Raw genomic sequence first — 22,962 nt, forward strand, 5'->3', positions numbered from 1 at the left:
TTACCTAAGGTATACTTTATGCTGATTTAGGAATCACCTTTACACAAAGCAGTCGCGGTGGTCTTGCAGAAACTGGCGCATGGTGTGAGGCTTTTGGCCTGTTACTTTTTCTACGGTGTCGGTAGTGGGCTCGCCTTTGCCTTCCCGGTACTCTCTGTACAGCTCCACCATGGCATCCGCCATAAAGTCCGGCACCCCGTGGTCGGTCATTCCCTTTTTAGCTGCCGCGTCCGGCACATCCATATAGTCTACCTGCTTGCCTGTTGCCTCGCCCATCAGCTGCGCCACCTCGTAATTAGACAGCGCCTCGCCGCCGGTAATGTCGTAAGCCTTGCCGATGTGCTCCTCTCCCATCAGCGCTTCTACGCCAACGGCGGCTATATCCCGGGCATCCACATAGCTTACCTTCCCGTCGCCGGTGGCGCCGTAAAACTTACCTTCTTTCTTAATGCTGTCTGCGTTGTAGTTGATGTAGTTCTGCATAAAAGAGGTGGGCCGCAGGAAAGTATACGCTATGCCGCTGTCCTCAATGTAATTCTCAATTTCGCGGTGCCAGCGCCCCAGCTCCAGTCCGTTCCCGGCATCAGCCCCCAGCACCGACAGCTTTACAATATGCTTCACACCCGCTTTTTTGGCTTCATCTACCAGCGTTTTGGCCATCTGTATCTGGTCTGCGGCAAAGGGCGTGATCAGGAAAACCTTATCTACGTGCGTAAAGGCGGCGTGCAGCGAGTCCGGATCCTCAAAGTCCATCTCCACAATCTCCACTCCCGGCAACCGCTTCAGGTTCTCTCCTTTAATCAGCGAGTGCACGCCTGCCCGCACCCGCAGGTCGCCCTCCACCATCGACAGCTGCTTCACCACCTCTCTGCCTACCGTGCCCGTGGCCCCGGTAACTAATATCGTTGTATGCATAGTTTTATTTTGATGAGTTTATACCCTTAGTACGGCGGTTTTAATATAGTAGATTGTTATTTGTTGCCGATGCAGGAGAATTGGCCTCCTGCTACCGGTTTAGCGTCAGCCGGAACAGCTTGCCGTTTTCGTTGGTGATGAGGAGTTGGTTGTCGGAAGTATAAAGTATGGCTTCGGCTTGTCCCGTTTTGCCTACCGGCAGGCAGTAGTGCTTTCCACTCAGGTTGATGCTGCCGTTCTGCACCTCAAAAAAGTATACCTTGCCATAGCCAAGTATGGCAAACCGCTTTTGGTTTGGCGAGAGGGCCGCTGCCGTGGCCATGGCGCTTACCGGCAGGCTTTCCTGTAGCCGCGCCACGTATGTGCCCGGTCGCGCCGGCAAAGTATACAGCTTCAGCTGCTTCTCTCTGCCGCGGCTCTTGGTAAACAGGTACAGCGAATCCTGGTAGTAGAAAAATGCCTCCAGGTCGAAGCGCTGGTTGTGCTTGTCCGGCGGAAAGGCTGTCTGGTCCTCGAAAGAGAAGTATAAAGTGCCTGATAAAGTATGGTTTTGCTTGTTGAGGATGTGGATCTGCAGGTCCTGCCGGTTGTTCAGGTTATTGCCGAAGTCGCCGATGTACAGCTGTGCCTTGCTCTCGGCCAGCTCTTCCCAATCATGGTTCTGCAGCTCCAGGGGCAGGGTTTGCAGCAGCTCCCCATCCAGGTTAAACCGGTATAGCTCAGCTGGCGTGCCGCCGTCGCCGTGGGTCCAGTAGGTGCTGTCGGGGGCATGCGCCAGGCCGGAGCTTTCCTGTATCTGCTCACCCAGCCGCGCCACCTTCTCCAGCTTATACTTAAAGTCCGGCCGCTCAAAATCACCCTGCCGCCTATCGGGCCCGCATCCGCAGAATAGCGTTTGGAAATAGACGTAGACGGTGAAGATTTTGTAAAGCACTGATCTGAGTTAGAAGGTTAAAAAGTTAGAAGGTTTGTACGGAGTTGGATAGGGAAAGTATAAAAGTAAGCAGCTTCTGCCGCAAGCGTCCGCTTGTGCCCAAAAATATCGCTCTATACTTGCCAAAGCTTCCGGGCACGATTAGTTGCTTTTGCAAAGCAAGGCACAAGCGGACGCTTGCGCCAGGAACACGTTTCCTATTTTAACTTTCTAACCTTTTAACTTTTTAACTTCCAATGCTGCTTTCTCAGGGTTTTCCCAGAACTGGCGGCTGTAGATGAGCTTATAAGGCCAGTGGCGCTGGCGCAGCAGCTGCGGGATGTCGGCATGGGTATGGCGCACCGAGAGGGCGCTGTAGTATAAATCGTCATCCGTGAGCACCACGCCCTGGTAGGCGGCTTCTTTCACCACTGTCAAGTCGGCAAACGGCAGCTCCTGCTTCAGGTTGGGCACCTGCCGGGCCAGGATTTCTTTTAGCAGCGGCACCTGGGCAGGCATAGGTTCGTGCTTGGGCTCATACTCAAAATAGCGGCGACTCACCTGCTGGGCGTAGTGCAGGTAATCTTTCAACAGCTTCGGGCCGGCGTGCGTGGTATGCTCCACCTGCAGCTGCTCTGCCCGGATGCTGCTCACCACCACCACCTGCTGTTTGGCGCGCGTCACGGCCACGTTTAGTCGGTTTTCGCCGCCGCTCTGGTTCAGGCTGCCGAACTGCATGGCCATCTTCCCTCGTTCATCCGGCGCATAACCCACCGAAAGTATGATCACCTCTTTTTCATCGCCTTGGATGTTCTCAATGTTCTTCACCAGCACCGAGGCAGGTATGGTAACGTTCTGCTGCTGCGCCGCCTCCTCCAGCAGGTCCTGCACCAGCATCTGCTGGTTATAGTTGAAGGTGATCACCCCCAGCTCCTCCTGCCCTGCCTGCAGGTATTGTAGCACCAGCTCCACCACCCGCTGCGCCTCCGGCAGGTTCTGGTTATCTTGCCAAAGCCCGTGCACTTTTACAAACCTGATAGCCGGCTGGCGCGCGTTGGCGTCCAGCAGCTCCGGTATCAGCTCTAGCTTGTTTTTGTAGAAATAGCGGTTCGAGAACTCGATGAGCTCGGGGTAGCGGCTGCGGTAGTGCTGCGTGAGCATGGTCTGCGGCAAGTATAACCCGCACAGCTCCAGCAAGGATTCCGCCGACAGCTCCTCCACCTCGTCTTCTCCCTCAGCACCGTTCCAGCGGGCGCGGTAAATATCGGATGGCTTCAGCTGCTGCGCATCGCCGGCCACCACCACCTGCTTGCCGCGCAACATGGCCGGTATTCCGGTTTCAGCGTAGCACTGCGAGGCCTCGTCAAAGATCACTAGGTCAAAGCAGCGCTCCAGCGGCAGCACTGCCGATACGGTTTCGGGCGAGGCCAGCCAGCAGGGCATCAGGTCCAGCATCTCCTCCGAGAACATGGCGAACAGCTTGCGGAGCGGGTAAAGGCTGCGCTTTTTGCTGACCTGCGCGTGCAGGCGGCGATACGTGACGGGGTTGCCGAGGCGGTTCACTTCGATATCCTTGTAAGCCTGCTCCCGCAACCGCGACAGCACGATCTCCTGGCTCAGCTCCTGCTTTTGCTGTAGCAGTTGCTGCAACTCTTCCTCCAGCCGCTCCAGCTCGCCGTTGCTTGGCATGCGCAGCTCGGGGTGCTGCCCCTCCAACTCATGCAGCCAGGCCAGGTACAGGCTGTTGAGCAGGAGTTTCTCGCCTTCCTCCGCCGTTTTTATGTGTTGCTCCTGCAGCAGCTCCGCCACCTTGCGCTCGGGCCCGGTAAACGAAGTCAGCAGCGCATCGAAGGCCACCAAATGCTCAAACACCTCCGGCAGCTCCTGCAGCAGCGCCTGTTTATACGTTTCGTCCTGCGTGAGCCGCGTAATTTGCCCCTCCGTGAGCCACTTCAGCCACTGGTTATACTTTCCTTCGGCCTCGTTTATACTTTGCACCAGCGCCTGCAGGTGCTCCGGTAGCTGCACGATGCTCAACAGCTTCTCGTGCAGCACCTTTTCCTTGTGCAGCTGGCGCAGCAGTTTCTGAGCCTGTATCGCCTCCTCCACCGCTTTCAGCTTTTGCAGCACCTCGCTCGGGTGTTGGGTTATCTTCAGGCCAAGTTTTATACTTTGGTTGATGTCCTGCATGAGCTCTACGGCCTGCCGCCGCAGCACCAGGCGCCGCTGCAGCTCGCCTACGCCCGCCTCATCCAACTCCAGTTTATACTTGGCGAGCGCTTTTTTCAGCAACTGCTTCTCGGGGGCAAAAACCCAGCCGAGGCGCCCCAACAGCTGCCTTTGCTGCTCCTCATACTTTGCCAAGGCGGCTTTTACCGAAACCAGGTCCTCGGTGGCAATGGCCGCATCCGGGGCCGGACACACCAAGTATAATTCCTTTAGCCGCAGCACCTGCTTCTGCAGTTCCTTTGGCTCCGCCTGCCGCTGCAGCAAGGGCTGTAGCGCCTGCAGCGCCTCCCCCTGTGCCAGCAGCTCCTGCAGCTTCACGAGTTTTTCTACCGCTGAAGTATAAACTGGCAGCTTCTCCAGCGCAAAAGTATGGCCGCTCAGGTCGTCGATGCGTTGCTGCAGCCTTGCGTGCTCCTCCGGCAGCTTTTCGATCACCTGCTCCAGCTCCTGCCGCTCCTGAAAAGTATAATTTTCCATACTGCGGCGCTCCTTCCACGCAAAATCCTCCTTCTGCCAGGGTATAGCTTTAAGCAAGTACTGGCGCAGGCGCGGCAGAAACTCGGCCACGGTCTCGGCCATCAGGTTTTTAAAGTAGGAGTTGAGCGGGATGTGCGGCTGCTGCAGGCTGCTGCGCAGGTACAGCTCCTTCGGCGACCAGCCGCAGCGGCTCATGTCGAAGAGGGCAGCTTTGAAGTTCTGCAGCTTCTCCAGGGTTTTGTTGATGCCGCGGCTCACCTCCAAAAAGGTGCGGTCGGTGTAGATGCTGTTGAGCGCCAGGTTCTGCTTTTTATACTCGTCGAGCCGCTCTATCTGCTCGCGCAGCTGGTTAAAGATAGCTTTGCGGTCAGCGTTGATGTCGTGCACGAGGGCGGCGAAAGCGCCCAATCCCTGCCGCGACAGCCGCTGGTGCACCACATCCAGGGCGGCGCGTTTCTGGCTCACCACCAGCACCTTTTTGCCCCTGGCCGTGAAATCCGACACCAGGTTACAGATAAGCTGCGATTTGCCTGTGCCCGGCGGCCCCTGCACTACCACCGACTGCCCCTGCTTTACCGCCTGCAGTGCCGCCTCCTGCGCCGCATCCATAGCAAAAGCGGTAAAGGTATGTTGCGCCTGCGTGCTCCCGTTTATACTTACCTCAGGCGTGCCGAACAACCCTTCCATCTCCTGCAGATCGCCCTGCTCCAGCAGTTCATCGTAGTCCGAAAGCAAATAAGAGGCGGCCTGCGGGAAGATGCCCAACACCGCCTCCTGCTCCAGGTACAGCTGCCCCGGCTTCTGCTCCGCCTCGTACTCGGCTTTTTTGTAGTCTGTAAAGCGCTTGAGCTTATCGGTGAAGAACTCGCGGCCGGCGTTTATACTTAGCTGCTGCTCTTTTAAGAGTTCGTATACTTTGGTGCGGAACTCCAGCGGGTGCTGCGGCAGTGTGCTCAGGTCCAGCTCCAGCAGCTCCTCGGCCAGCGGCGTGCCCATGTAATGCGCGTAGGCCAGCAGAAAGCTCTGGTTGAACTGCGGCGGCTGCGCCTCGTCGGGCTGCAGCTCCCACTCCTGCGCCGCGTTTACCTGCAGCTTCACCGGGAAAAACAGCAACGGGCTGCGCACCGCCGTGCCATCCGAGAACTTGCCGTGCACAAAGGGCCAGCCTAAATATAACTCCCGGCTGCCGCGCTCCTCAAAGATCATCTCGGCTTTGCGCTTGATAAAGCGCAGGCGGCGGCTCACCGTGGCTACGGGCGCGTGGCGGCTATCGGCGTAAGGGCTCAGGGTTATCTTTTTCTTACCGCTCAGCAGCTTCTCCAGCACCTCAAAGGCGGGCTTGCCGTTCACAAAATCCAGCGCCTCCACATCCAGGTGCAGCTCCCGGTACAGGCGCAGCAATACCAGGGCTCTGTTGCCGGAGCCAAGGTTGAGAAGCCTGCGTCTATAGTTTTTGAGGATGTCTTTCATGATGTACTGCCCCGTTAACGAAAGAAGTGGCCGGAAAGTCTAAGCCATTAAGCAAGTTAGCAGGATTTAGGTTGAGATGGAAGGGAAGCGAAAGTATAAAGGATAATACTCCTACATCTTTATCTATCAATATTCATAAAAAAGCACTACTTTAAAGCAAGAAGACAAACACATCATATGCTGCAGGTACAGGATCTTAGCCTCGAAAAGGATATACTGCCCTTGTTCGATTACACCATCAGCGATCATGCAGCAGAAGTTTTGCGACAGACAATGCTGAAGGTGCCGGACACCCTGGAGGAAGTATACTACCGCCAAAGTATTCTACAAGGTTTCATATCAAACTGGGCTGCTATTGGTGATTTTTCTTACCAACGACTGGATGTGCGGGAGGTATATACTTTCCTGGATGATGTTGCCACGCGGCGGCTTGTGGTGGAACAGAACCGGCTTAAGGCTACTCTCAAACTTTATACTTCGGAGGAGGAAAGGTACAGGCTAAGAGCCAAAGCTGTACAAACAGTCCTGCTGTTTCACAGGCTGCAGACAAACTACTTTTCGAGGTTGGATTTGAGCGCCTTCCCGGAGAAGTTTCAGCAGCAGGTCAAGGCAATCTCCGCTTTCCTTCAGAAGCTACAGCTTACTGCCAATGCTTATCTTATTCGGGAGAATAAATTTTCTGTCTCTGCTTTAGTCAAGTTCAGCAAGGTTCTGGCTGGCCTCCGTGTTACCGAGGTCCATACTTTCTGGGAGAGTTTCTCTTTGTTTGAGGCCTTCTGGAGCATGGCCAAAGGCGTGGAACGCCACCAGTTATGCTTCCCGGTATTTTCCGAAGGAGACTTTGCCATGGAAGACTTTTACCACCCGGTGCTGGAGAACCCTGTTAAAAACAGCTTATACCTGCACCCGCAGGAGAACGTGGTCCTTTTAACGGGTCCAAACATGTCGGGCAAGTCTACGCTGCTCAGGTCTGTCGGGCTATGCGTTTACCTGGCGCATACAGGCCTGGGCGTTCCGGCCAGCAGGTGCGAGCTTCCGTTCTTCGATACCATCGCCATTATCATCAACGCCAACGACAACCTCCGCAGCGGCTACAGCCATTTTATGTCTGAAATCCAGAACTTGAAGGCCGTGGTGCTGGAGGCTAACGCGGGCAAAAAGTGCTTTGCCGTGTTCGACGAGATCTTCCGGGGCACTAACATTGATGATGCCCTGGACATAACCCGCACCACCGTGAACGGCCTTACCAAGTATCACAACTCCTACTTCTTTATCTCCACTCATCTGCTGCAGCTAAAGGACAATCTGGTCCCCGATGGCATCCGGAAGTATAACATAGCCTGCGAGTTGGAGCATGGCTACCCTCGTTTTTCTTACAGGCTACAGGAAGGCTGGTCTGACCTGAAAATTGGCAAGATACTTTTTGAGAAAGAAGGTTTAGGACAGCTGCTGACGGAACAGTAGAAACGCCAGCACCCATCAATAACCCTCACGCCCCTACAGCTTGAACTTTAGAATAGCGCGATGCTTTGTTCCGCGCCAGCACGCATAACCTTTTTTCTTTTGAACCAGTTTGTTTTAGAAACGGCCCCAAGCTGTATTTTTATGCCCTTAAAACAATGCGAATGAAGCTCTGCCACCACCCGTTTTCTGTTTTGCTCGTGCTCCTGCTGTGGGTTGCCTTGCCTGGCTGCAACCAGGACAAGCCCATCCCGCCCATTGAGCGCATGAGCCAATACACTACCACCAAACAATATCCCGGCAAAGTGGGCGACGAGAGCCTGGATGACTGGAAAAAGCACTTGAAAGGTATTGAAGTAGTGCAGATAAAGTCTACGCTGGACAGTAAAACCGAGCCGGCCCTTTTCTATGAGTCCAAGTCGAGCCGCAAGAAGCCGCTGCTGGTGCTGCTGCACAGCTGGAGCAGCGGATACCTGCAGGTGCCCTCTATTCCGTTTGCGCTCTGGGCCGAGAAGTATGACTGGGCCTTTATACAGCCCAACTACCGCGGCGTGTTCGAAACGCCGGAGGCCATGGCCTCTGACGTAGCCATTCAGGACATCATGGATGCCGTGGATTATGCCATGCAGCACGCCAACGTCGATTCGTCGCGGGTGTACCTGGTGGGCTCTTCGGGCGGCGCTATGACGGCGCTGGTAACAGCCAGTCGCCACCCCGACATCTGGGCCGGCGTGGCCGCCTGGGTGCCCGTGTTCGACATCCCGGAGTGGTTCCAGTTTAACCTGAATTACCCGCACCGCCACTACAACAGCCAGATTACGGCAGCGCTGGGCGGAGAGCCGCTGGAGGGGACTCCTGCCGAAAAAGAAGGCAAGCGCCGCAGCCCCAGCACGCAGTTGCAGCAAGCCAAAGAGGTTCCTATTTTCCTGGCCCACGGCATTAACGACCTGCTGGTGCCGCCAAGCCACTCCATCCGCGCCTTCAACATCCTGGCTAACCCGGCAGACACTATCTCGCAGGAGCAGATGGATTACATTGTAAAGGAGCAGGCTATACCGGAAAGCCTGCAGGGCGAGGCATCCGACCCATACTTCGGCCCAGGTGACCCGGAGGTAGTTTTCAGCCGTAAATCCGATAACGTGCGGCTGGTGCTGTATGTGGGTGTGCACGACATGGCCTACAACTCCACTCTGCTCTGGCTAAACGACCAGCAGAAGAAGCAGCCACAGCCGGCAAGCCCGCCGCAGTAAATCTTCGGTCCCGTAAAAACTATCATTATACTTTCACTGATGCCGGGCTTTGATGGCCTTTCCGAAATGCTTTAGGGTAACCTCTTTCGGGCATCGCGCTACGTTCCCTCCTTGCCGGGGTGGGGGCCCTCGACAAAGATGAGAGCTGGGGTGAGGTGAATTCCCCTCCTCGGAGGGGCTAGGGTGGGTGAATCGTCCGCAGAAATTCCCCTCCTTATACTATCGAGAACGGGAGTTCGAAGGTAGTGAGCGTAGCTCTAAGGGGTGGGTTTATACTTTGGGCCCAGCACTGCGGAGGTTCCTTATTCTAACAAGCCGCTGCAGCTTGCGCTTTAAGAGGATTTACTAATTAAAGCCCCTACAGCGCCAGGTACGGCTTGATTTTCTCGTACAGTTCCGCCGTTACCAGCTTCACCTGCCGCACATCCTCTACCTTTTCATACTTGCCGTGCTGCTCGCGGTACGCCACAATGGCCCGCGCCACGTTTGGCGAGAGGTAGGGGTGCGCCCGCAACTCATCGGCAGTGGCGGTATTTATACTTAGCTGTTCCACCATGTTGGCCTTTGGCACGAAGGTATACTTGTGCAGGCTGTCCACCACCTCCGGCTGAAGGCCGTACACCTCCCGCAACTGCTCCATACTATAAAAGCCGCCCAAGCCACTTCTATACTTTACAATCCGTGCCGATAACTTGCTGCCAATGCCCCTGATCTGCTTTAGCTGGGTGGTGTCGGCGGTGTTGATGTTGAAGGGGGCAAGTATAAACTTCTCGCGTTTTCCGGTATTCCATTCCGGCCGTGGCGTGGGGCGGGAGGCTATACTTTCAGAGCGTTTATACTTTGATGGGCGCTCCTCCGGCAAATTGATGTAGGGGTAGAGCCGCTGAAAAACAGAATCCGGCAGTCCGTAGATACGCCCCAGCTCTGCTTTGTAGGTCAGGTCTCCTACTTTGCTGCGGTAGTTCAGGATGCGCTGCGCCAGCCATTTCGGTAAGCCAAAGGCCTGCCACTCCTCCACCGTCAGGTGGTTGGGGTTAAAAGGCCGCAGCGCCACCGTGGGCACTGTATACTTTGCGGTTCGCTCTGGCTGCCTTTCCTCCAGCTGCGCTACCAGGCTATCGAGCTGCTGACGGTCTTTGGTGCTGGTAAGCTCTGGCTCCGAAGTATAAAAGAGGCCAAAAAGAAAAGGTGCCGCCGAAAGCAGCACCAGTAAGGTGAGTAGCACCAGAAACGCATTTACCTCGCGCTGCGAAAAGCCAAAGTTTCTGCGTATCCAGTGCCTTAATTTATTCATGTATAAGCTCTACGGTTTTACCTGCCGCTCCGGCTCATCGTCGTTGTCGAGGTATGAGTCGGGCTCCGGCTTCGGTGGCGTGTTCAGCACACGCATGAAAAAGTATATCATCAGGCCGGTAACCAGTAACATGGTTCCGAGCATCACAACAAGTGCAGATGTATTCATAGTTTCTTAAATTCTTCCTTCTCTAACTCTTTTTTTATACGCAACATAAACAAGCGCCGCAATGCTCAGGAACACGGCCACCAACAGTATGCGCGAGGCATTCACGAAGAACAGCGTGTCCTGCAGCTGCTGTATCACGGCAGGGTCGGTGGCTTCGGCCAGTTGGCGCTTCAGGCTCACATTTTTGATCTTGTTGATGATCGAGCTGTCGTCCAGCACCCAGTCGCCGGCAAAGGCCTTGGCCCAGTCGCCGCCTTTTGGCGTTACCAGCGATCCCACGAACACCCACAGCAGCAACAGCGGCGTCACGAATTTAATGATGTACTTGTAGATGTACGGCACCTGGATATCGGCACCAGAGGTAATCTCGCGCCAGCCTTTGTTCATGCCGAACACCCAGGCAAACAGGATGGTCTCGAACAAGGCAAACACTACCAGTGATACGGTACCGGCCCAGTAGTCATACTCATCAAACACGCCATACTTAAAGAACAGTACGGTTGGCATGCCCAGGATGAGCACGATCAGGCCGAAAGACCAGGCAGCAGGCTTGCGTCTCCAATTAAACTCATCTTGTAGGAAGCCGATCCAAGGCGTACCCATGGCCAGCGAGGAGGTGATACCGGCGAAGAACAAGAGGCCGAACCACATGAAGCCAGCCACTGCGCCCAGCACGTCGCCCCACTGGAAGAACAGGTAAGGCAGCGTTTTAAAGCCAAGGCCCAGGCCACCCATCTGCACCAGCTCCACCACGCGGTCGATGCCGAGGTAACCGATAGAGATTGGAATAAGGATAGAGCTACCCAGCACAACCTCCACAAACTCGTTCATCCAGCCCGCCGACATTGCGTTGAGGGCAATATCGTCTTTAGAGCGAACGTAAGAGGCGTAGCAGTGCACCGTACCCATACCTACCGACAGGGTAAAGAAGATCTGCCCGGCAGCGGCAAGCCACACGGTTGGCGACCAAAGTTCGTCGAAATTCGGAGTCCAGAGGAAGTTGAGGCCGGTTGCGCTATCGCTGATGGCACCGTCCACGCCCTGCTCTACGGTAAAGCCTTTGTAAGCCAGGAAAGCGCCGAAGACGATCAGCAGCGGCATACCGATCTTAGCCACGCGCTCCACGCCCTTAGCCAGCCCCTGCGACAGAATCCAGGTGTTCAGCAGAAGGCACAGCACAAAGAACACGATCGGCTCAAAAGGGATGCCCAGCGTAGACTTGCCGATGGAAACATACTCGTTGAAGAAGGCGGCCACGCCGTCCTGGTCCAACCCGGAGAAAGTACCGGCCAGCGAGTGCATCACGTAAGAAAGGGTCCAGGACTCGAGGTAGCAGTAGTAAGAGGCCACGGCAATGTTGGTCCAGATGCCGAACACGCCAATGTACTTCCAGAGGCGGTTTTTGTGCATGGTATCCACAATAAACGGCGTGGAGTGGTGCCCGAACTTGCCCCCGAAGCGGCCCATCGACCACTCTATCCAGAGCAGGGGAATACCCATTACCAGGAAACACACAAGGTAAGGAATGATAAAGGCGCCACCGCCATTTTGTACTGCCTGCACCGGGAAGCGCAGGAAGTTACCGAGACCTACGGCGTTACCGGCCATTGCCAGGATAAGCCCGACGCGTGAGCCCCAGGATTCTTTGTTAGCACTCATAAATAAGGTAGAAGTGTTTAGTTAGTTTAGATTGGTTTAGGTGTTGGTTGGTGATTTTGTCTTAATCGGCTGAAATTTAAGGATACAATATAGGTAATGGTTCGGATAGCTGCATTAAAAATCAGATATTTTTAATGTTATGGCGATAAAATTACCTCAGCTGCTCCGCCTGCTCTGCCACCACCCGGATGCCCTCTGCAAAAGTATGCGGCCGGTAGCCCAGGTCAGTCTCTGCTTTGCGGATGATAAAGCCCGTGCGCGGCGGTCGTTTGGCCGGCTGCGAGAAGGTGCTGGCGTCCGCTTTATCGATCAGCGACTTGTCCAGGGAGAAGTAATCGGCTACCTGCATGGCCATGTCGTAAGGGGTGAGCATTTCGGAGCCGGAGATGTTGTAGATGCCCTCGGCGTCTTTTTCGGCGGCCAGCCAGCAGCCCATGGCCAGGTCCTCGGCGAGCGTGGGGGTGCGGTACTGGTCGGTCACCACTTTTATCACCTTGCCCGCCTGCAGGCTATCGCGCACCCACAGCACAATGTTCGTGCGGCCGTAGTCGTGCACCACGCCAAACACCAGCACTGTGCGCAGGATGGCCCACTTGCATGTGGCCTTCTTCACGATCTCCTCTGCCATCAGCTTGGTTTCGCCATAGAAGTTCACCGGTTTGGCCTCTGCCTCCTCATCGTAAGGGCCGGCCTCACCGTCAAAAATAAAGTCGGTGCTGACGTGGATGAGGTGCACGTTATACTTCTCGCAGGCATTTACCAGGTACTGCACGGCATCGCGGTTCAGCAGCAGGGCGCCGTCGCGGTCGCTCTCGCACTGGTCCACGTTGGTCATGGCGGCGGTATGGATGATGTGCGTCGGGCGGAACTCGCTTACCACCTGCTCCACCTGCTGCGGGTTAGTCACGTCCATGCTTCGGAACGGCAGCGTAGGGTACAGCTCGGCCAGTTTGTTTTCGCCCCGGCTGGTGGCCAGTATTTCAATATCCTGCTTCGGTAGCAGCAGTTCGGCCAGCTTTTGGCCCAGCAGCCCATTGGAGCCGGTTATGAGTATGCGCTTCATAGGTTATTTCTTTTCCAGGGTTTGGGTGTTGTAGTTGTAATCATACTTCTTGGCGATCTTTTTCTTCTTCACACTCTCCACCGTCACCTTCATTTTGATATCTGTCATGGGGCGGTCGCGGCCGTCGGTTGGCTGCTCGGCAATCTTGTCTATCACGTCCAGGCCGTCCACCACCTGCCCGAACACGGTGTATACCTCGTCCAGCATCGGGGCGCCGTCGTGGTTCTCCACAATATAGAACTGCGATCCGCTGCTGGCCCGCTCCGGATTTACGAAGTCGCCCTGGCGGGCAGCGGCCACGGCGCCGCGCACATGCTTGTGCGCCGGGTTTATCTCGGCAGGCACCGTGTAGCCGGGGCTGCCGGCGCCGTCGTTGCGCGGGTTGTCGTCTTTGGAGTTCGGGTCGCCGCCCTGGATCATAAAGCCATCTATTACTCTGTGGAAGGTGGTGCCGTCGTAAAAGCCCTCCTTGGTATGCTTCAGGAAGTTGGCCTTGTGCTGCGGCGTATCGTCGAACAGCACCAATTTAATGTCGCCTTGTGGCGTGGAGATAGTGACGAGCTGGTCTTTGCCCTTCGGTTTTTGGGCCAGCACCGCCAGCGGCAGCACCAGGGCAAGCAGCGCGGCAGCCGCTGTTCTCTTCAGTAGTTTCATGCTTCTGTATAGATAGTTTTAGTAGGTGTTTGCTCCAACTGCGGGCAGCAGGATTTCAAATTTAAGCCTTTTTCGCACTTCTTTATACTTTACAGCTTTTTAATAAGCCGTTGCGTTGGCTACAGCCGTATTATTATTTTCCCCCAGCTTTAGGTATCCCCAAACATTGAATTATACTTATTTTTAAATGAACTGACAGGGGCAATCTGGCTCCAAACTTTACTTTAGCGGCAGAAATGGTTAAATTTAAGGAAAGTGACTAATCAACTAACCCATAATAGATGAAGAGATTCTTACTTTCTGCAGCGCTCAGTCTGGGGGCCTGTAGTCCGCTGCTTGCCCAGACACACAAGACAACAGTAGATGAACAGATTGACGCCACTATTGGCCCAGCGGCCCAGTTTATCTCCGACATTATTTTTTACGAGGTGAATATAGCTGGCAACGGCATTCCGCTCATCCTGGTGTGGCTGCTGGCAGGCGCTGTTTTCTTTACACTGTACCTCGGCTTTATCAACATCAGGGGCTTTAGGCATGCACTGGATATTGTGCGCGGCAAGTATAACCAGGAGGATGCCCCCGGCGAAGTATCGCATTTTCAGGCCCTGACAGCTGCCGTTTCGGGCACGGTGGGGCTTGGAAACATCGCCGGTGTGGCCATAGCCATTTCTCTGGGTGGCCCGGGCGCCACGTTCTGGATGATTTTGGCCGGACTGCTGGGCATGTCGTCTAAGTTCGTGTCGTGCACGCTGGGCGTAAAGTACCGCGACAACCACGAAGACGGCACTGTTTCGGGCGGGCCGATGCATTACCTGAACAAGGGCCTGAAAGAGCGCGGCATGGCTGGTGTAGGTAAGTTCCTGGCAGCATTCTTTGCCATTATGTGCATTGGCGGGGCTATCGGGGCCGGCAACATGTTCCAGATAAACCAGGCCACGCAACAGTTTATAGCTGTAACCGGCGGCGAGGCCGGCTCCTGGTTCGGGCAAGGCAATGCCTGGATCTTCGGGTTGATCATGGCGGTGCTGGTAGGCCTGGTGATACTGGGCGGCATGAAGAGCATTGCCCGCGTTACCGAGAAAGTAGTGCCCCTGATGTGCGGCATCTACATTGTGGCGGCCCTTATTGTGCTGGCCACCAACTACACGCACATCCCTGGCGCTTTCGAGGCTATTTTTGAGGGAGCCTTCACGGCCTCTGCCATCGGTGGCGGTGTGGTAGGCGTGATGATTCAGGGCCTGCGCCGCGGCATGTTCTCCAACGAGGCAGGCATTGGCTCGGCTTCTATCGCGCACTCTGCCGTGAAGACCAACGTACCCGTAACGGAAGGCTTTGTGGCATCGCTGGAACCGTTTATCGACACGGTAGTGGTTTGCACCATGACGGCCCTGGTGATTGTGGTAACGGGCGCTTACGAGATGGACGCTGCCGGCGACGGCATCGCGCTTACCTCCACGGCCTTTGCCACTGTTATCGATTGGTTCCCGATGATCCTGGCTGCCGCCGTTATACTTTTCGCCTTCTCCACCATGATCACCTGGTCTTACTACGGCCTTAAATCCTGGACATACCTGTTCGGGCACAACAAAGGTGCCGACATTAGCTTCAAGCTCCTGTTCTGTGCCTTTGTGGTGCTGGGTGCCCCCATGCAACTGGGAAGCGTGGTGGCTTTCTCCGATGCCATGCTCTTTGCCATGAGTATCCCGAACATGATCGGCTTATACCTGCTCTCCCCAATCGTGAAGCGCGAGATGCAGGACTTCCTAGCCTACGCCCGCTCTACCGATAACAAGGAGCTGAGCAAGGAGGCCGTACAGGCTGAGGCAGCTAAAGTATAAAAAGTCTACTCTAAAGTATAAAAAGAAGGGCCGCCTGCATGATGCAGGCGGCCCTTCTTTTTATACTTTAGAGTCCTGCCGCAAGGTTAGCGATAGCGTAATTTGCGGCAGGTATTTGCCTTAAACTTATTCCCCTCTCTCGGTTCGGATACTTTTCAGGATCTCATCGCCGCCCTGGTTCAGGATGATGTTTGCCAGTTCCTCTCCCAGTTCTTCGGCGGTTACAGTTGGGCCCTGCAGCGTCTCCTGCAGCAACGTCTGCCCGTCCAGGCTCACGATGCCGCCGGTTATACTTACACCCTCTCCGTTTAGCCTTGCCAGCGCAAAGGATGGGATGCTGCATCCGCCCTCCATCGTGCGCAGAAAAGCACGCTCAGCCAGCAGGCACACATGCGTTTCGGTATGGTTCAGCGCCTGCTTCAGGGCTTTCTTCAGCTCCGGCTCCAGGTTTTTGGCGCACTCAATCGCTACACTACCCTGCCCGGCGGCCGGCACAAACTCATCCTCCGGAAACGTGTGCACGATCAGGTTATCATAGCCCATGCGGTACACCCCGGCATAGGCCAGCATCAGCGCGTCAAACTGCCGCTCCTCCAGCTTGCGCAGGCGCGTCTGCAGGTTCCCTCTTGATTCGGCGGTGCCGATATTTGGGTAATATTTCTTCAAAAGAGCCTTTCGGCGGGTGGAGGAAGTGCCGATAATAGCGTTGCTCTCGCGCTCCAGCTTAAAGTCTGGGTCGAAGCTCAGGATCACGTCGTTTACCTGCTCGCGCTCCATAAACGCCACCAGTTCCAGGTCTGCAGGTATACTTGACTGCACGTCCTTCGCGCTGTGCACGGCAATCTCCACCTGCCCCTCGCGCAGCGCCACTTCCAGCTCCTCGGTAAACACGCCTTTCGAGCCGATCTTGTCCAATGATTTATCCAGCACCTGGTCTCCTTTGGTGCTGATGATCACCAGCTCGGTTTTAAAGCCGGCGGCCTGAAGTTTCTCAGCGGCATTTTCGGCTTGCCACAGGGCCAGCTTGCTGCCGCGCGTACCAATGCGTATCGTTTTATCCTTTACGTTTTCTGCCATGTTATACTTTTTGTGAGGCTGCTTTATACTTTATACTTCCTCAGCACCTCAGTTTATACTTTCATTGAGGGTGAAGCCAGTTTGAGAACCCACCCCTACCCCTCCCAGGAGGGGAATAATTTGTGCTGACGAACAATCAGCAATTAACAATTTAACAATTACCCCTACCCTTTACGCAGGTAACCGGCAATCTGCAGCGAGCTGTCCACGAAAACCATCTTAGGGTTAGCGTTGCGCTCGATATGGTAATGGGCCTGGTTCAGCTCCTCGGCCAGCTCGCCGGCGTTGTTGCCTGTTATCACCTTCGAGAATTTCTGCACAAAATCCAGCTCGGCGGGCGGCAGGAACGCGATCAGCGAGGCATCCACGCCGTAGAGCATCACCTTCCGGAACAGGTTGAGCGCGTAGAGCAAAAAGTTCTTCTGGTTCTCGCGGCCCAGCTTCTGAAACTCCTCGCTCATCTCCACTAAATTACTCACTTTTCGACTGTAGCAGTGGCGCATCCAGGCAGTGAAGAAGGTGAAATAGTCGCTGCTGATCTCGCTGGTGAGCTTGGCGGCGGCGTTCAGGTTGCCCTCGGCCAGCTGTGCCACCTGCCGGGCGCGGTCGTTATCGAGGTTATATTTCTGCTGCACGTACTGCACCACCTCCTGCTCGGTAAAGTTGCGCACCTGCATGATCTGCGTGCGCGAGGTAATGGTGGCCAGCAGCTTCTCCGCCGACTGTGCCACCAGCAGAAACACCGTTTGGGCCGGCGGCTCCTCCAGCAGCTTCAGCAGGGCGTTGGCCGCAGAAGGGTGCATCAACTCGGGCAGCCAGATCACCACGATCTTATAGCTCGCCTCAAAGGCCTTCAGCGATACCAGCTTTACCAGTTGGCGACTCTCGTCTTTCGAGATAATGCCCTGCTTGTTTTCTGCCCCGATGTGCTGCATCCACTCGTTCAGGCCCTGGTAGGGGCTGGCAAGTATAAACTCGCGCCACTCGTTCATGAACTTGCTGCTCAGCGCATCCTTGCTTACCGATTTTGTGGCCGTTACCGGCATCACGAAGTTAAAGTCGGGGTGCACCAGCTTGTTCATTTTCACGCAGCTGCCGCATGTTCCACATGAATCATCGGGCTGCTTGTCCTCGCAGTTGATGTAGGTGGCATAGGCCAGCGCCAAGGCCAGGTTCGCGCTCCCCTCCTGCCCCAGAAAAAGCTGCGCATGCGCCACATGGTTCTGCTGCACCGATTTCAGCAACAGCTGCTTCGTTTCCTGATGTCCTAATATCTGTGAGAACTGCACTGATGTAAATGGCTAAATTGTTGATTGCTGATTGTTAATTGCTCTGGATTGATTTGCTTGTTGGGAGCGTGCGTGGCAGTCGCTTCATTAGCTAGCGACAACTTACGTTCACAAGAACAACAATCGGCAATTAACAATCAAGAATTATACTTTCTTATCCCAGACGCGGTACTGCTGGGTTTCTTCAAAGATGTGGTTCAGGATGCCGCGTTCCACTTCATCCAGCAGCATGTTGCGGCGGCCCATTACTTTCTCGGCCACCTCTACCACCTTGCGCATCTGAAACGTTTCGAAGCCGGCCGCGCCGCCCCAGCTGAACGAAGGGATGAAGTTACGAGGGAAGCCCGGGCCGAAGATGTTGGCGCTTACGCCCACCACCGTGCCGGTGTTAAACATGGTATTGATGCCGCACTTGCTGTGGTCGCCCATAATGAGGCCACAGAACTGCTGGCCCGTATTTTTGAAGCCGCCTTTAGCATAGTTCCAGATCTTTACCTCGGCGTAGTTGTTCTTCAGGTTAGAGGTGTTGGTGTCGGCGCCAATGTTGATCCACTCGCCCAGCACCGAGTTGCCCAGGTAGCCTTCGTGGCCTTTGTTGGTGTAGCCGAAAATAACCGAGGCTGCCACCTCGCCGCCTATTTTGCAGAACGGGCCGATGCTCACGTCGCCGCGCATCTTGCCGCCCACGTTCACGTTGCTCTCCTCGCCCAAGGCAAAAGGCCCTTTTATCACCGCCCCCTCGTGCACCTGTGCGTTTTTGCCCAGGTAAATCGGGCCGTTCTCCGCATTAAGTATGGCCGCCCTGATTTTCACACCTTCCTCAATAAAGATGTCCTCCTCGTTGTACACTATGGTATACTTGTCGCCGATGGGCTGGCTCTGGCGGCCTTCGGTTAGCAACGTATAATCGCTGCGGATCTGGCTGCCGTTCTCCAGGAATATATCCCACACATTACGGATTACGGTGCACGGGCCGCACTCCCGCCTTACCGGAGAGGTATAGGCGATAAGTTCTTCCAAGGTATGCAGTTCCAGGCTGTCGCCGTTGATGGCCACCAGGAGGTCGTCAAAATACAGTGCCTCTCCCATCTTCAGCGCTTGCACTTGCTCCACCAACTCCTGGTTAGGGCACACCGCGCCGTTTATGTAGAGGTTGTTGATGCCAAACGCAACGCCATACTTGGCCTGCAGGTATGGCTGGGTAAGGTACGACACAGCGGCGCTTATATACTTGCTCCACTTCTCGGCAATGGTTAGGATGCCAACGCGCATATCTGCCACTGGCCTGGTAAAGGTCAGCGGCAGCAGATCTTGCCGGATAGCCGGGTCATCAAAAAGGATGATATTCATACTACAAAAGTATAAAATTTACCCCAAAACAGTGTAAATAAACAGTTATGAGCGGTAATATTTCAGGATTGGGAGTCAGCAGAGGCCGCTGGTGCCAAGCGTGCACGTACAACAGCCTCAGGAGGAGCATCAATCCAGGCCAGCCACACAGGGCCATAAAAAAAGCCTTCCCGGAATATCTCGGGAAGGCTTCTCTTTTGAAACGTTTTAACCGGAATAAACCGCTTACTTTTTCTTGTAACGTGTGTTGAACTTCTCCACACGACCAGCAGTATCCACGAAGATGTTTTTACCAGTGTAGAACGGGTGAGAAGCTGAAGAAACTTCCACTTTGATTACAGGATACTCTTTGCCATCCTCCCAAGTAATTGTTTCATCAGACGTCATTGTAGAACGCGTGATGAATTTGAAATCACTTGTCATATCCTGGAAAACCACCTGTCTGTACTCTGGGTGAATGCCTTTTTTCATTATCGTAACGTTATTTAACCTTAATTTCTGAATCGGACTGCAAATTTAATAAGATTATTTGAAAGTAAAACGCTATGTGCCAAATTATTTTAGATGCCGGGTAAAAGCCGTGCCCAATGCAATTATCTTTTTAAATTTGCCCAAGCGGCCTACGGCGGTGCCGCCCCTAAAAGCCAGTCCCACAAACCTATGACACCAGAACACAAGCAGCAGAACCTGATACTGGACCGAGGCCAGATAGAGCAGAAACTGAAGCGCATGGCCTACGAGATTTACGAGCGCAACTTTGAGGAGCAGGAGCTGGTGCTGGCCGGCATCCACCCCAACGGCTATACCTTGGCCGAGCGCCTGGCCGAGCAGCTCCAGCAGATATCCGCTATACAGGTGCAGCTGGTGCAGGTAACCCTGAACAAGGCCACGCCGCTGCAGGAGCCCGTGCTGGTGCAGCCCGAAAGTATAAACCTGGAGGGCAAGGTTACTGTGCTGGTAGACGATGTGCTGAACACCGGCAAGACGCTGGCTTATACTTTAAATGCCTTTCTGCCGCAGAACCCGAAAAAGCTGGAGGTAGCCACCCTCGTAGACCGCCACCACCCGCTCTACCCGATAGCGGCCACCTACACCGGCTACTCGCTGGCCACCACCCTGCGCGAGCGCGTGCATGTTGTGCTGCAGGAAGACGAAGTAGCGGCGTATTTGCTGTAAAAGCAAATTGTTAAATGGCTGCATGGTTAAATGGTTGGTTTACTTCACTTGATTCCTTAGCCAGCTATACTTTGCCTAAACTTTAATGGCAGGTTGTACACATGCTGTATTCTTTAGTTACAGATTAGGCAAAAGCAAAGTATGAAAAACAAGTTGAAGTCAATAAGATCAATAGGGATAGCGCTTATTGCAGTCTCGTCTCTTACTATAATATCCAGCCTTTTTGGCTTGTTGTATTGGATTGACTTTATTACGGAGAAAGCAAGTAACTTTGATCAAGTTCCCTATGAGAGCCATATGCTTTCCTTCGCAAAACCTATCGCTGTCATATCTTTAACATTTGGTTTAGGTTTCTTAGTTGTAGGCATTTTTATCACACTCTATAAAAACTGGGCGAGAGTTTTAGCACAAGTTTTAGCTGTGCTTTACCTAATAAACTTTTGGTATCAAGCAATTTTCATTGCTCCATACAATCCTTTTGACAAGGGAGAAATAGGTATAGATCAAGTTCTAGGAGCATTACTTTGGTCTGTACCATTTATTCTGCTTATCAGGTACCTGAACAAGGATAAAGTAAAAAGTCACTTTGCCTAACCCAGCACATAAGTCAAACTTCGCATCGCTAGCTTTATGTAAAACATTAAAGCACCTTCAACAATTTAACAATCCAACAATTTACCACATGAAACAACTCTGCTTTGCAACCAACAACCGACACAAGCTGGCTGAGGTGAGCCAGATGCTGGAAGGCAAGTATGAACTGCTGACCCTGCAGGACATTGGCTGCAACGAAGAACTGGCCGAGGAGCAGGACACGCTGGAGGGCAACTCGCTCCAAAAGGCGGAGTATGTATGGGACAACTATAACGTGAGCTGCTTTGCCGACGACACCGGCCTGGAGGTGGAGGCGCTGCACGGCGAGCCGGGCGTATACTCTGCGCGCTATGCCGGTCCGCAGCGCTCGGATGCCGATAACATAAATAAGCTGCTGCAAAGCCTGCAGGGGCAGCAGAACCGCCGCGCCCGCTTCCGCACAAGTATAACGCTGATCCTGGACGGGCAGCAGCACCAGTTCGAGGGCATCGTAACAGGAAGTATAGCCACCGACTGGAAAGGCGACAAAGGCTTCGGCTACGACCCGGTGTTTATTCCCGAGGGCCACGACCGCACCTTTGCCCAGATGAGCGCCGAGGAGAAGAACGCCATCAGCCACCGCGGCCGCGCCACCCAGGAGCTGGTGCGCTTCCTGAAGAGCCTGGAAGTATAAAAATAACGCGCCGAATTAGCCAAGTAGCTTCTAAAGTCTTAATTTTGTGGGCTGAAAACCAAGCTTCCTATGCAAAAGCCATTCATCGTCGGGATTACAGGAGGTAGTGCTTCAGGAAAAACCACTTTTTTGAACAAGCTGCTTACCTCGTTTGCCCCTGAAGACGTTTGCCTGATCTCTCAGGACAATTACTACAAGCCCCGCGAGCACCAGACGGCCGACCTGAACGGCGTCATCAATTTCGACCTGCCCTCGTGCATCGATGATGAGGCCTATGCCCACGACATCCTGAAAGTGCGCCAGGGCGAAACCGTTTTCCGCCAGGAGTATACGTTTAACAACCCCAACGTGGTGCCGCGCCAGCTGGAGTTCCGGCCTGCGCCCATCGTAGTGGTAGAGGGCATCTTTGTGTTCTATTTTGAGGAGATAGCCAACCTGCTGGACCTGAAAGTATACATCGACGCCAAAGAGTACATTAAGCTGCAGCGCCGCATCGTGCGCGACAAAGTAGAGCGCGGCTACGACCTGGACGACGTGCTGTACCGCTACACCAACCACGTGGCTCCAACATACGAAAAGTACATAAAGCCGTACAAAAACGACGCAGACATCATCATCCCGAACAACGAGAACTTTGAGCGCGGGCTGGAGGTGCTTACCACTTATCTAAACGCTAAAATAAAAGCATGAGGCACAAATTTGCGGTTATAGGCCTGGGAGTTTTCGGCCACTCCATTGCCACCACGCTGGCAGAGCGCGGCGCCGAGGTTATCGCCATCGACAACGACGAAGACCATGTAGAGGCCCTGAAAGACCAGGTGGCCTACGCCGTTGCCCTGGATGCGACCGACATACGCGCCCTGGAGGCACAAAATATCCAGGACATGGACGCCGTGATCGTGGCCATCGGCGAAGACTTTGAAGCCCTGCTTATCACCACCGCCAACCTGCAGGAACTGAACGTGAAGCGCGTGATTACGCGGGCCTCTAACAAGCAGCAGCGCCGCATCCTCGAGAAAATGGGTGTGCAGGAGATCCTGTCGCCGGAGGGCGAGGTGGGCAAAACTGTGGCCGAGCGCCTGCTGCAGCCAAGTATACGCACGTTTTTACCGCTGCCGGACAACTACGAGATTGTGGAGATAAATGCACCGCGCAACATTGCCAACCGCAGCGTGGCCAAAATATCGCTCCGCGAGAAGTATAACCTGAACCTGATCACGATCAAGCGCTTTTTTGAGGAGATCCAGGACGGCAAGCCAACGCAGGTAGAGCACATCATCGGCGTGCCGAAAGCCGACACCATCATTTACCCGTCAGACATTCTGTTGCTTATAGGCAAAAAGCAGGATGTAAAACGATTTATAGAGGTTAACCGCTAAAATTTCTTTTTTAACAGAAAAGATTTCATATTT

20 protein-coding genes are annotated in these 22,962 nt (G+C 54.4%); 8 read left to right on the plus strand and 12 right to left on the minus strand.

Annotated elements, in window-relative coordinates:
* Positions 1-39 precede the first annotated feature (39 nt).
* The 3 genes from FJM65_RS06720 to FJM65_RS06730 form a co-directional block, all read right to left on the minus strand.
* Positions 40-915 (minus strand): SDR family oxidoreductase, encoded by an 876-nt coding sequence (locus tag FJM65_RS06720; protein WP_140620748.1) that lies wholly within the window; start codon positions 913-915, stop codon positions 40-42.
* A gap of 91 nt (positions 916-1,006) precedes the next feature.
* Positions 1,007-1,849 carry an SdiA-regulated/phytase-like domain-containing protein gene (locus FJM65_RS06725; protein WP_140620749.1) on the minus strand — a complete coding sequence of 281 codons (843 nt, stop codon included), beginning with the start codon at positions 1,847-1,849 and terminating at the stop codon, positions 1,007-1,009.
* Between the two features lie 210 nt (positions 1,850-2,059).
* The gene (locus FJM65_RS06730; RefSeq protein WP_140620750.1) at positions 2,060-6,004 is read right to left on the minus strand and encodes an AAA domain-containing protein; all 3,945 of its coding nucleotides are present in this window, start codon (positions 6,002-6,004) and stop codon (positions 2,060-2,062) included.
* A gap of 177 nt (positions 6,005-6,181) precedes the next feature.
* On the opposite strand from FJM65_RS06730, the gene FJM65_RS06735 reads away from it, so the two are divergent.
* Together FJM65_RS06735 and FJM65_RS06740 are read left to right on the plus strand one after the other, a co-directional pair.
* Positions 6,182-7,468, plus strand: coding sequence for a MutS-related protein (locus FJM65_RS06735; RefSeq protein ID WP_140620751.1), 1,287 nt, complete (start codon positions 6,182-6,184; stop codon positions 7,466-7,468).
* 155 nt (positions 7,469-7,623) lie between these two features.
* A complete protein-coding gene (locus FJM65_RS06740) occupies positions 7,624-8,715 on the plus strand; it encodes an alpha/beta hydrolase family protein (RefSeq protein WP_239022861.1) in 1,092 nt (363 codons plus the stop codon).
* Positions 8,716-9,073: 358 nt separating this feature from the next.
* Here FJM65_RS06740 and FJM65_RS06745 read toward each other — a convergent pair whose 3' ends face one another.
* The 5 genes from FJM65_RS06745 to FJM65_RS06760 all read right to left on the minus strand — a co-directional run bounded on the left by FJM65_RS06745 (position 9,074) and on the right by FJM65_RS06760 (position 13,553).
* Positions 9,074-10,009 (minus strand): ComEA family DNA-binding protein, encoded by a 936-nt coding sequence (locus tag FJM65_RS06745; RefSeq protein WP_140620752.1) that lies wholly within the window; start codon positions 10,007-10,009, stop codon positions 9,074-9,076.
* A 9-nt stretch (positions 10,010-10,018) separates the two neighbouring features.
* Positions 10,019-10,177, minus strand: a complete 159-nt coding sequence (locus FJM65_RS21185) for a hypothetical protein (RefSeq protein WP_181163658.1) — start codon at positions 10,175-10,177, stop codon at positions 10,019-10,021.
* 6 nt (positions 10,178-10,183) lie between these two features.
* Positions 10,184-11,836, minus strand: coding sequence for a sodium-dependent transporter (locus FJM65_RS06750; protein WP_140620753.1), 1,653 nt, complete (start codon positions 11,834-11,836; stop codon positions 10,184-10,186).
* A gap of 151 nt (positions 11,837-11,987) precedes the next feature.
* Positions 11,988-12,899 (minus strand): SDR family oxidoreductase, encoded by a 912-nt coding sequence (locus FJM65_RS06755; RefSeq protein WP_140620754.1) that lies wholly within the window; start codon positions 12,897-12,899, stop codon positions 11,988-11,990.
* Positions 12,900-12,902: 3 nt separating this feature from the next.
* Positions 12,903-13,553 carry a peptidylprolyl isomerase gene (locus FJM65_RS06760; protein WP_140620755.1) on the minus strand — a complete coding sequence of 217 codons (651 nt, stop codon included), beginning with the start codon at positions 13,551-13,553 and terminating at the stop codon, positions 12,903-12,905.
* Positions 13,554-13,834: 281 nt separating this feature from the next.
* Here FJM65_RS06760 and FJM65_RS06765 point away from each other — a divergent pair, with 281 nt between their 5' ends.
* On the plus strand, positions 13,835-15,391 hold the full coding sequence (locus FJM65_RS06765; protein ID WP_140620756.1) for an alanine/glycine:cation symporter family protein: 1,557 nt from the start codon (positions 13,835-13,837) through the stop codon (positions 15,389-15,391).
* A gap of 126 nt (positions 15,392-15,517) precedes the next feature.
* Here the strand turns inward: FJM65_RS06765 and hemC are convergent, their stop codons facing one another.
* The 4 genes from hemC to FJM65_RS06785 all read right to left on the minus strand — a co-directional run bounded on the left by hemC (position 15,518) and on the right by FJM65_RS06785 (position 19,578).
* Positions 15,518-16,468: a hydroxymethylbilane synthase gene (hemC, locus tag FJM65_RS06770; protein ID WP_140620757.1), complete on the minus strand. Its 951-nt coding sequence runs from the start codon at positions 16,466-16,468 to the stop codon at positions 15,518-15,520.
* A gap of 164 nt (positions 16,469-16,632) precedes the next feature.
* Positions 16,633-17,757, minus strand: a complete 1,125-nt coding sequence (locus FJM65_RS06775; protein ID WP_140620758.1) for a DNA polymerase III subunit — start codon at positions 17,755-17,757, stop codon at positions 16,633-16,635.
* 144 nt (positions 17,758-17,901) lie between these two features.
* Positions 17,902-19,107, minus strand: a complete 1,206-nt coding sequence (locus FJM65_RS06780) for a GlmU family protein (RefSeq protein ID WP_140620759.1) — start codon at positions 19,105-19,107, stop codon at positions 17,902-17,904.
* 225 nt (positions 19,108-19,332) lie between these two features.
* Positions 19,333-19,578 carry a type B 50S ribosomal protein L31 gene (locus FJM65_RS06785; protein ID WP_140620760.1) on the minus strand — a complete coding sequence of 82 codons (246 nt, stop codon included), beginning with the start codon at positions 19,576-19,578 and terminating at the stop codon, positions 19,333-19,335.
* Between the two features lie 189 nt (positions 19,579-19,767).
* On the opposite strand from FJM65_RS06785, the gene FJM65_RS06790 reads away from it, so the two are divergent.
* The 5 genes from FJM65_RS06790 (at position 19,768) to FJM65_RS06810 (ending at position 22,929) form a co-directional block, all read left to right on the plus strand.
* Positions 19,768-20,283: a phosphoribosyltransferase family protein gene (locus tag FJM65_RS06790; RefSeq protein WP_140620761.1), complete on the plus strand. Its 516-nt coding sequence runs from the start codon at positions 19,768-19,770 to the stop codon at positions 20,281-20,283.
* 141 nt (positions 20,284-20,424) lie between these two features.
* A complete protein-coding gene (locus FJM65_RS06795) occupies positions 20,425-20,877 on the plus strand; it encodes a hypothetical protein (protein WP_140620762.1) in 453 nt (150 codons plus the stop codon).
* Positions 20,878-20,965: 88 nt separating this feature from the next.
* Positions 20,966-21,550 (plus strand): non-canonical purine NTP diphosphatase, encoded by a 585-nt coding sequence (locus FJM65_RS06800; RefSeq protein WP_140620763.1) that lies wholly within the window; start codon positions 20,966-20,968, stop codon positions 21,548-21,550.
* Between the two features lie 69 nt (positions 21,551-21,619).
* Complete coding sequence (locus FJM65_RS06805; RefSeq protein WP_140620764.1) at positions 21,620-22,240, plus strand: uridine kinase family protein; 621 nt, start codon at positions 21,620-21,622, stop codon at positions 22,238-22,240.
* Positions 22,237-22,929, plus strand: coding sequence for a potassium channel family protein (locus tag FJM65_RS06810; RefSeq protein ID WP_140620765.1), 693 nt, complete (start codon positions 22,237-22,239; stop codon positions 22,927-22,929). Before FJM65_RS06805 ends, FJM65_RS06810 begins: the two co-directional genes overlap by 4 nt.
* Positions 22,930-22,962 lie beyond the last annotated feature (33 nt).

Source organism: Pontibacter mangrovi (assembly GCF_006385705.1).
In the GTDB taxonomy this organism is placed as follows: domain Bacteria; phylum Bacteroidota; class Bacteroidia; order Cytophagales; family Hymenobacteraceae; genus Pontibacter; species Pontibacter mangrovi.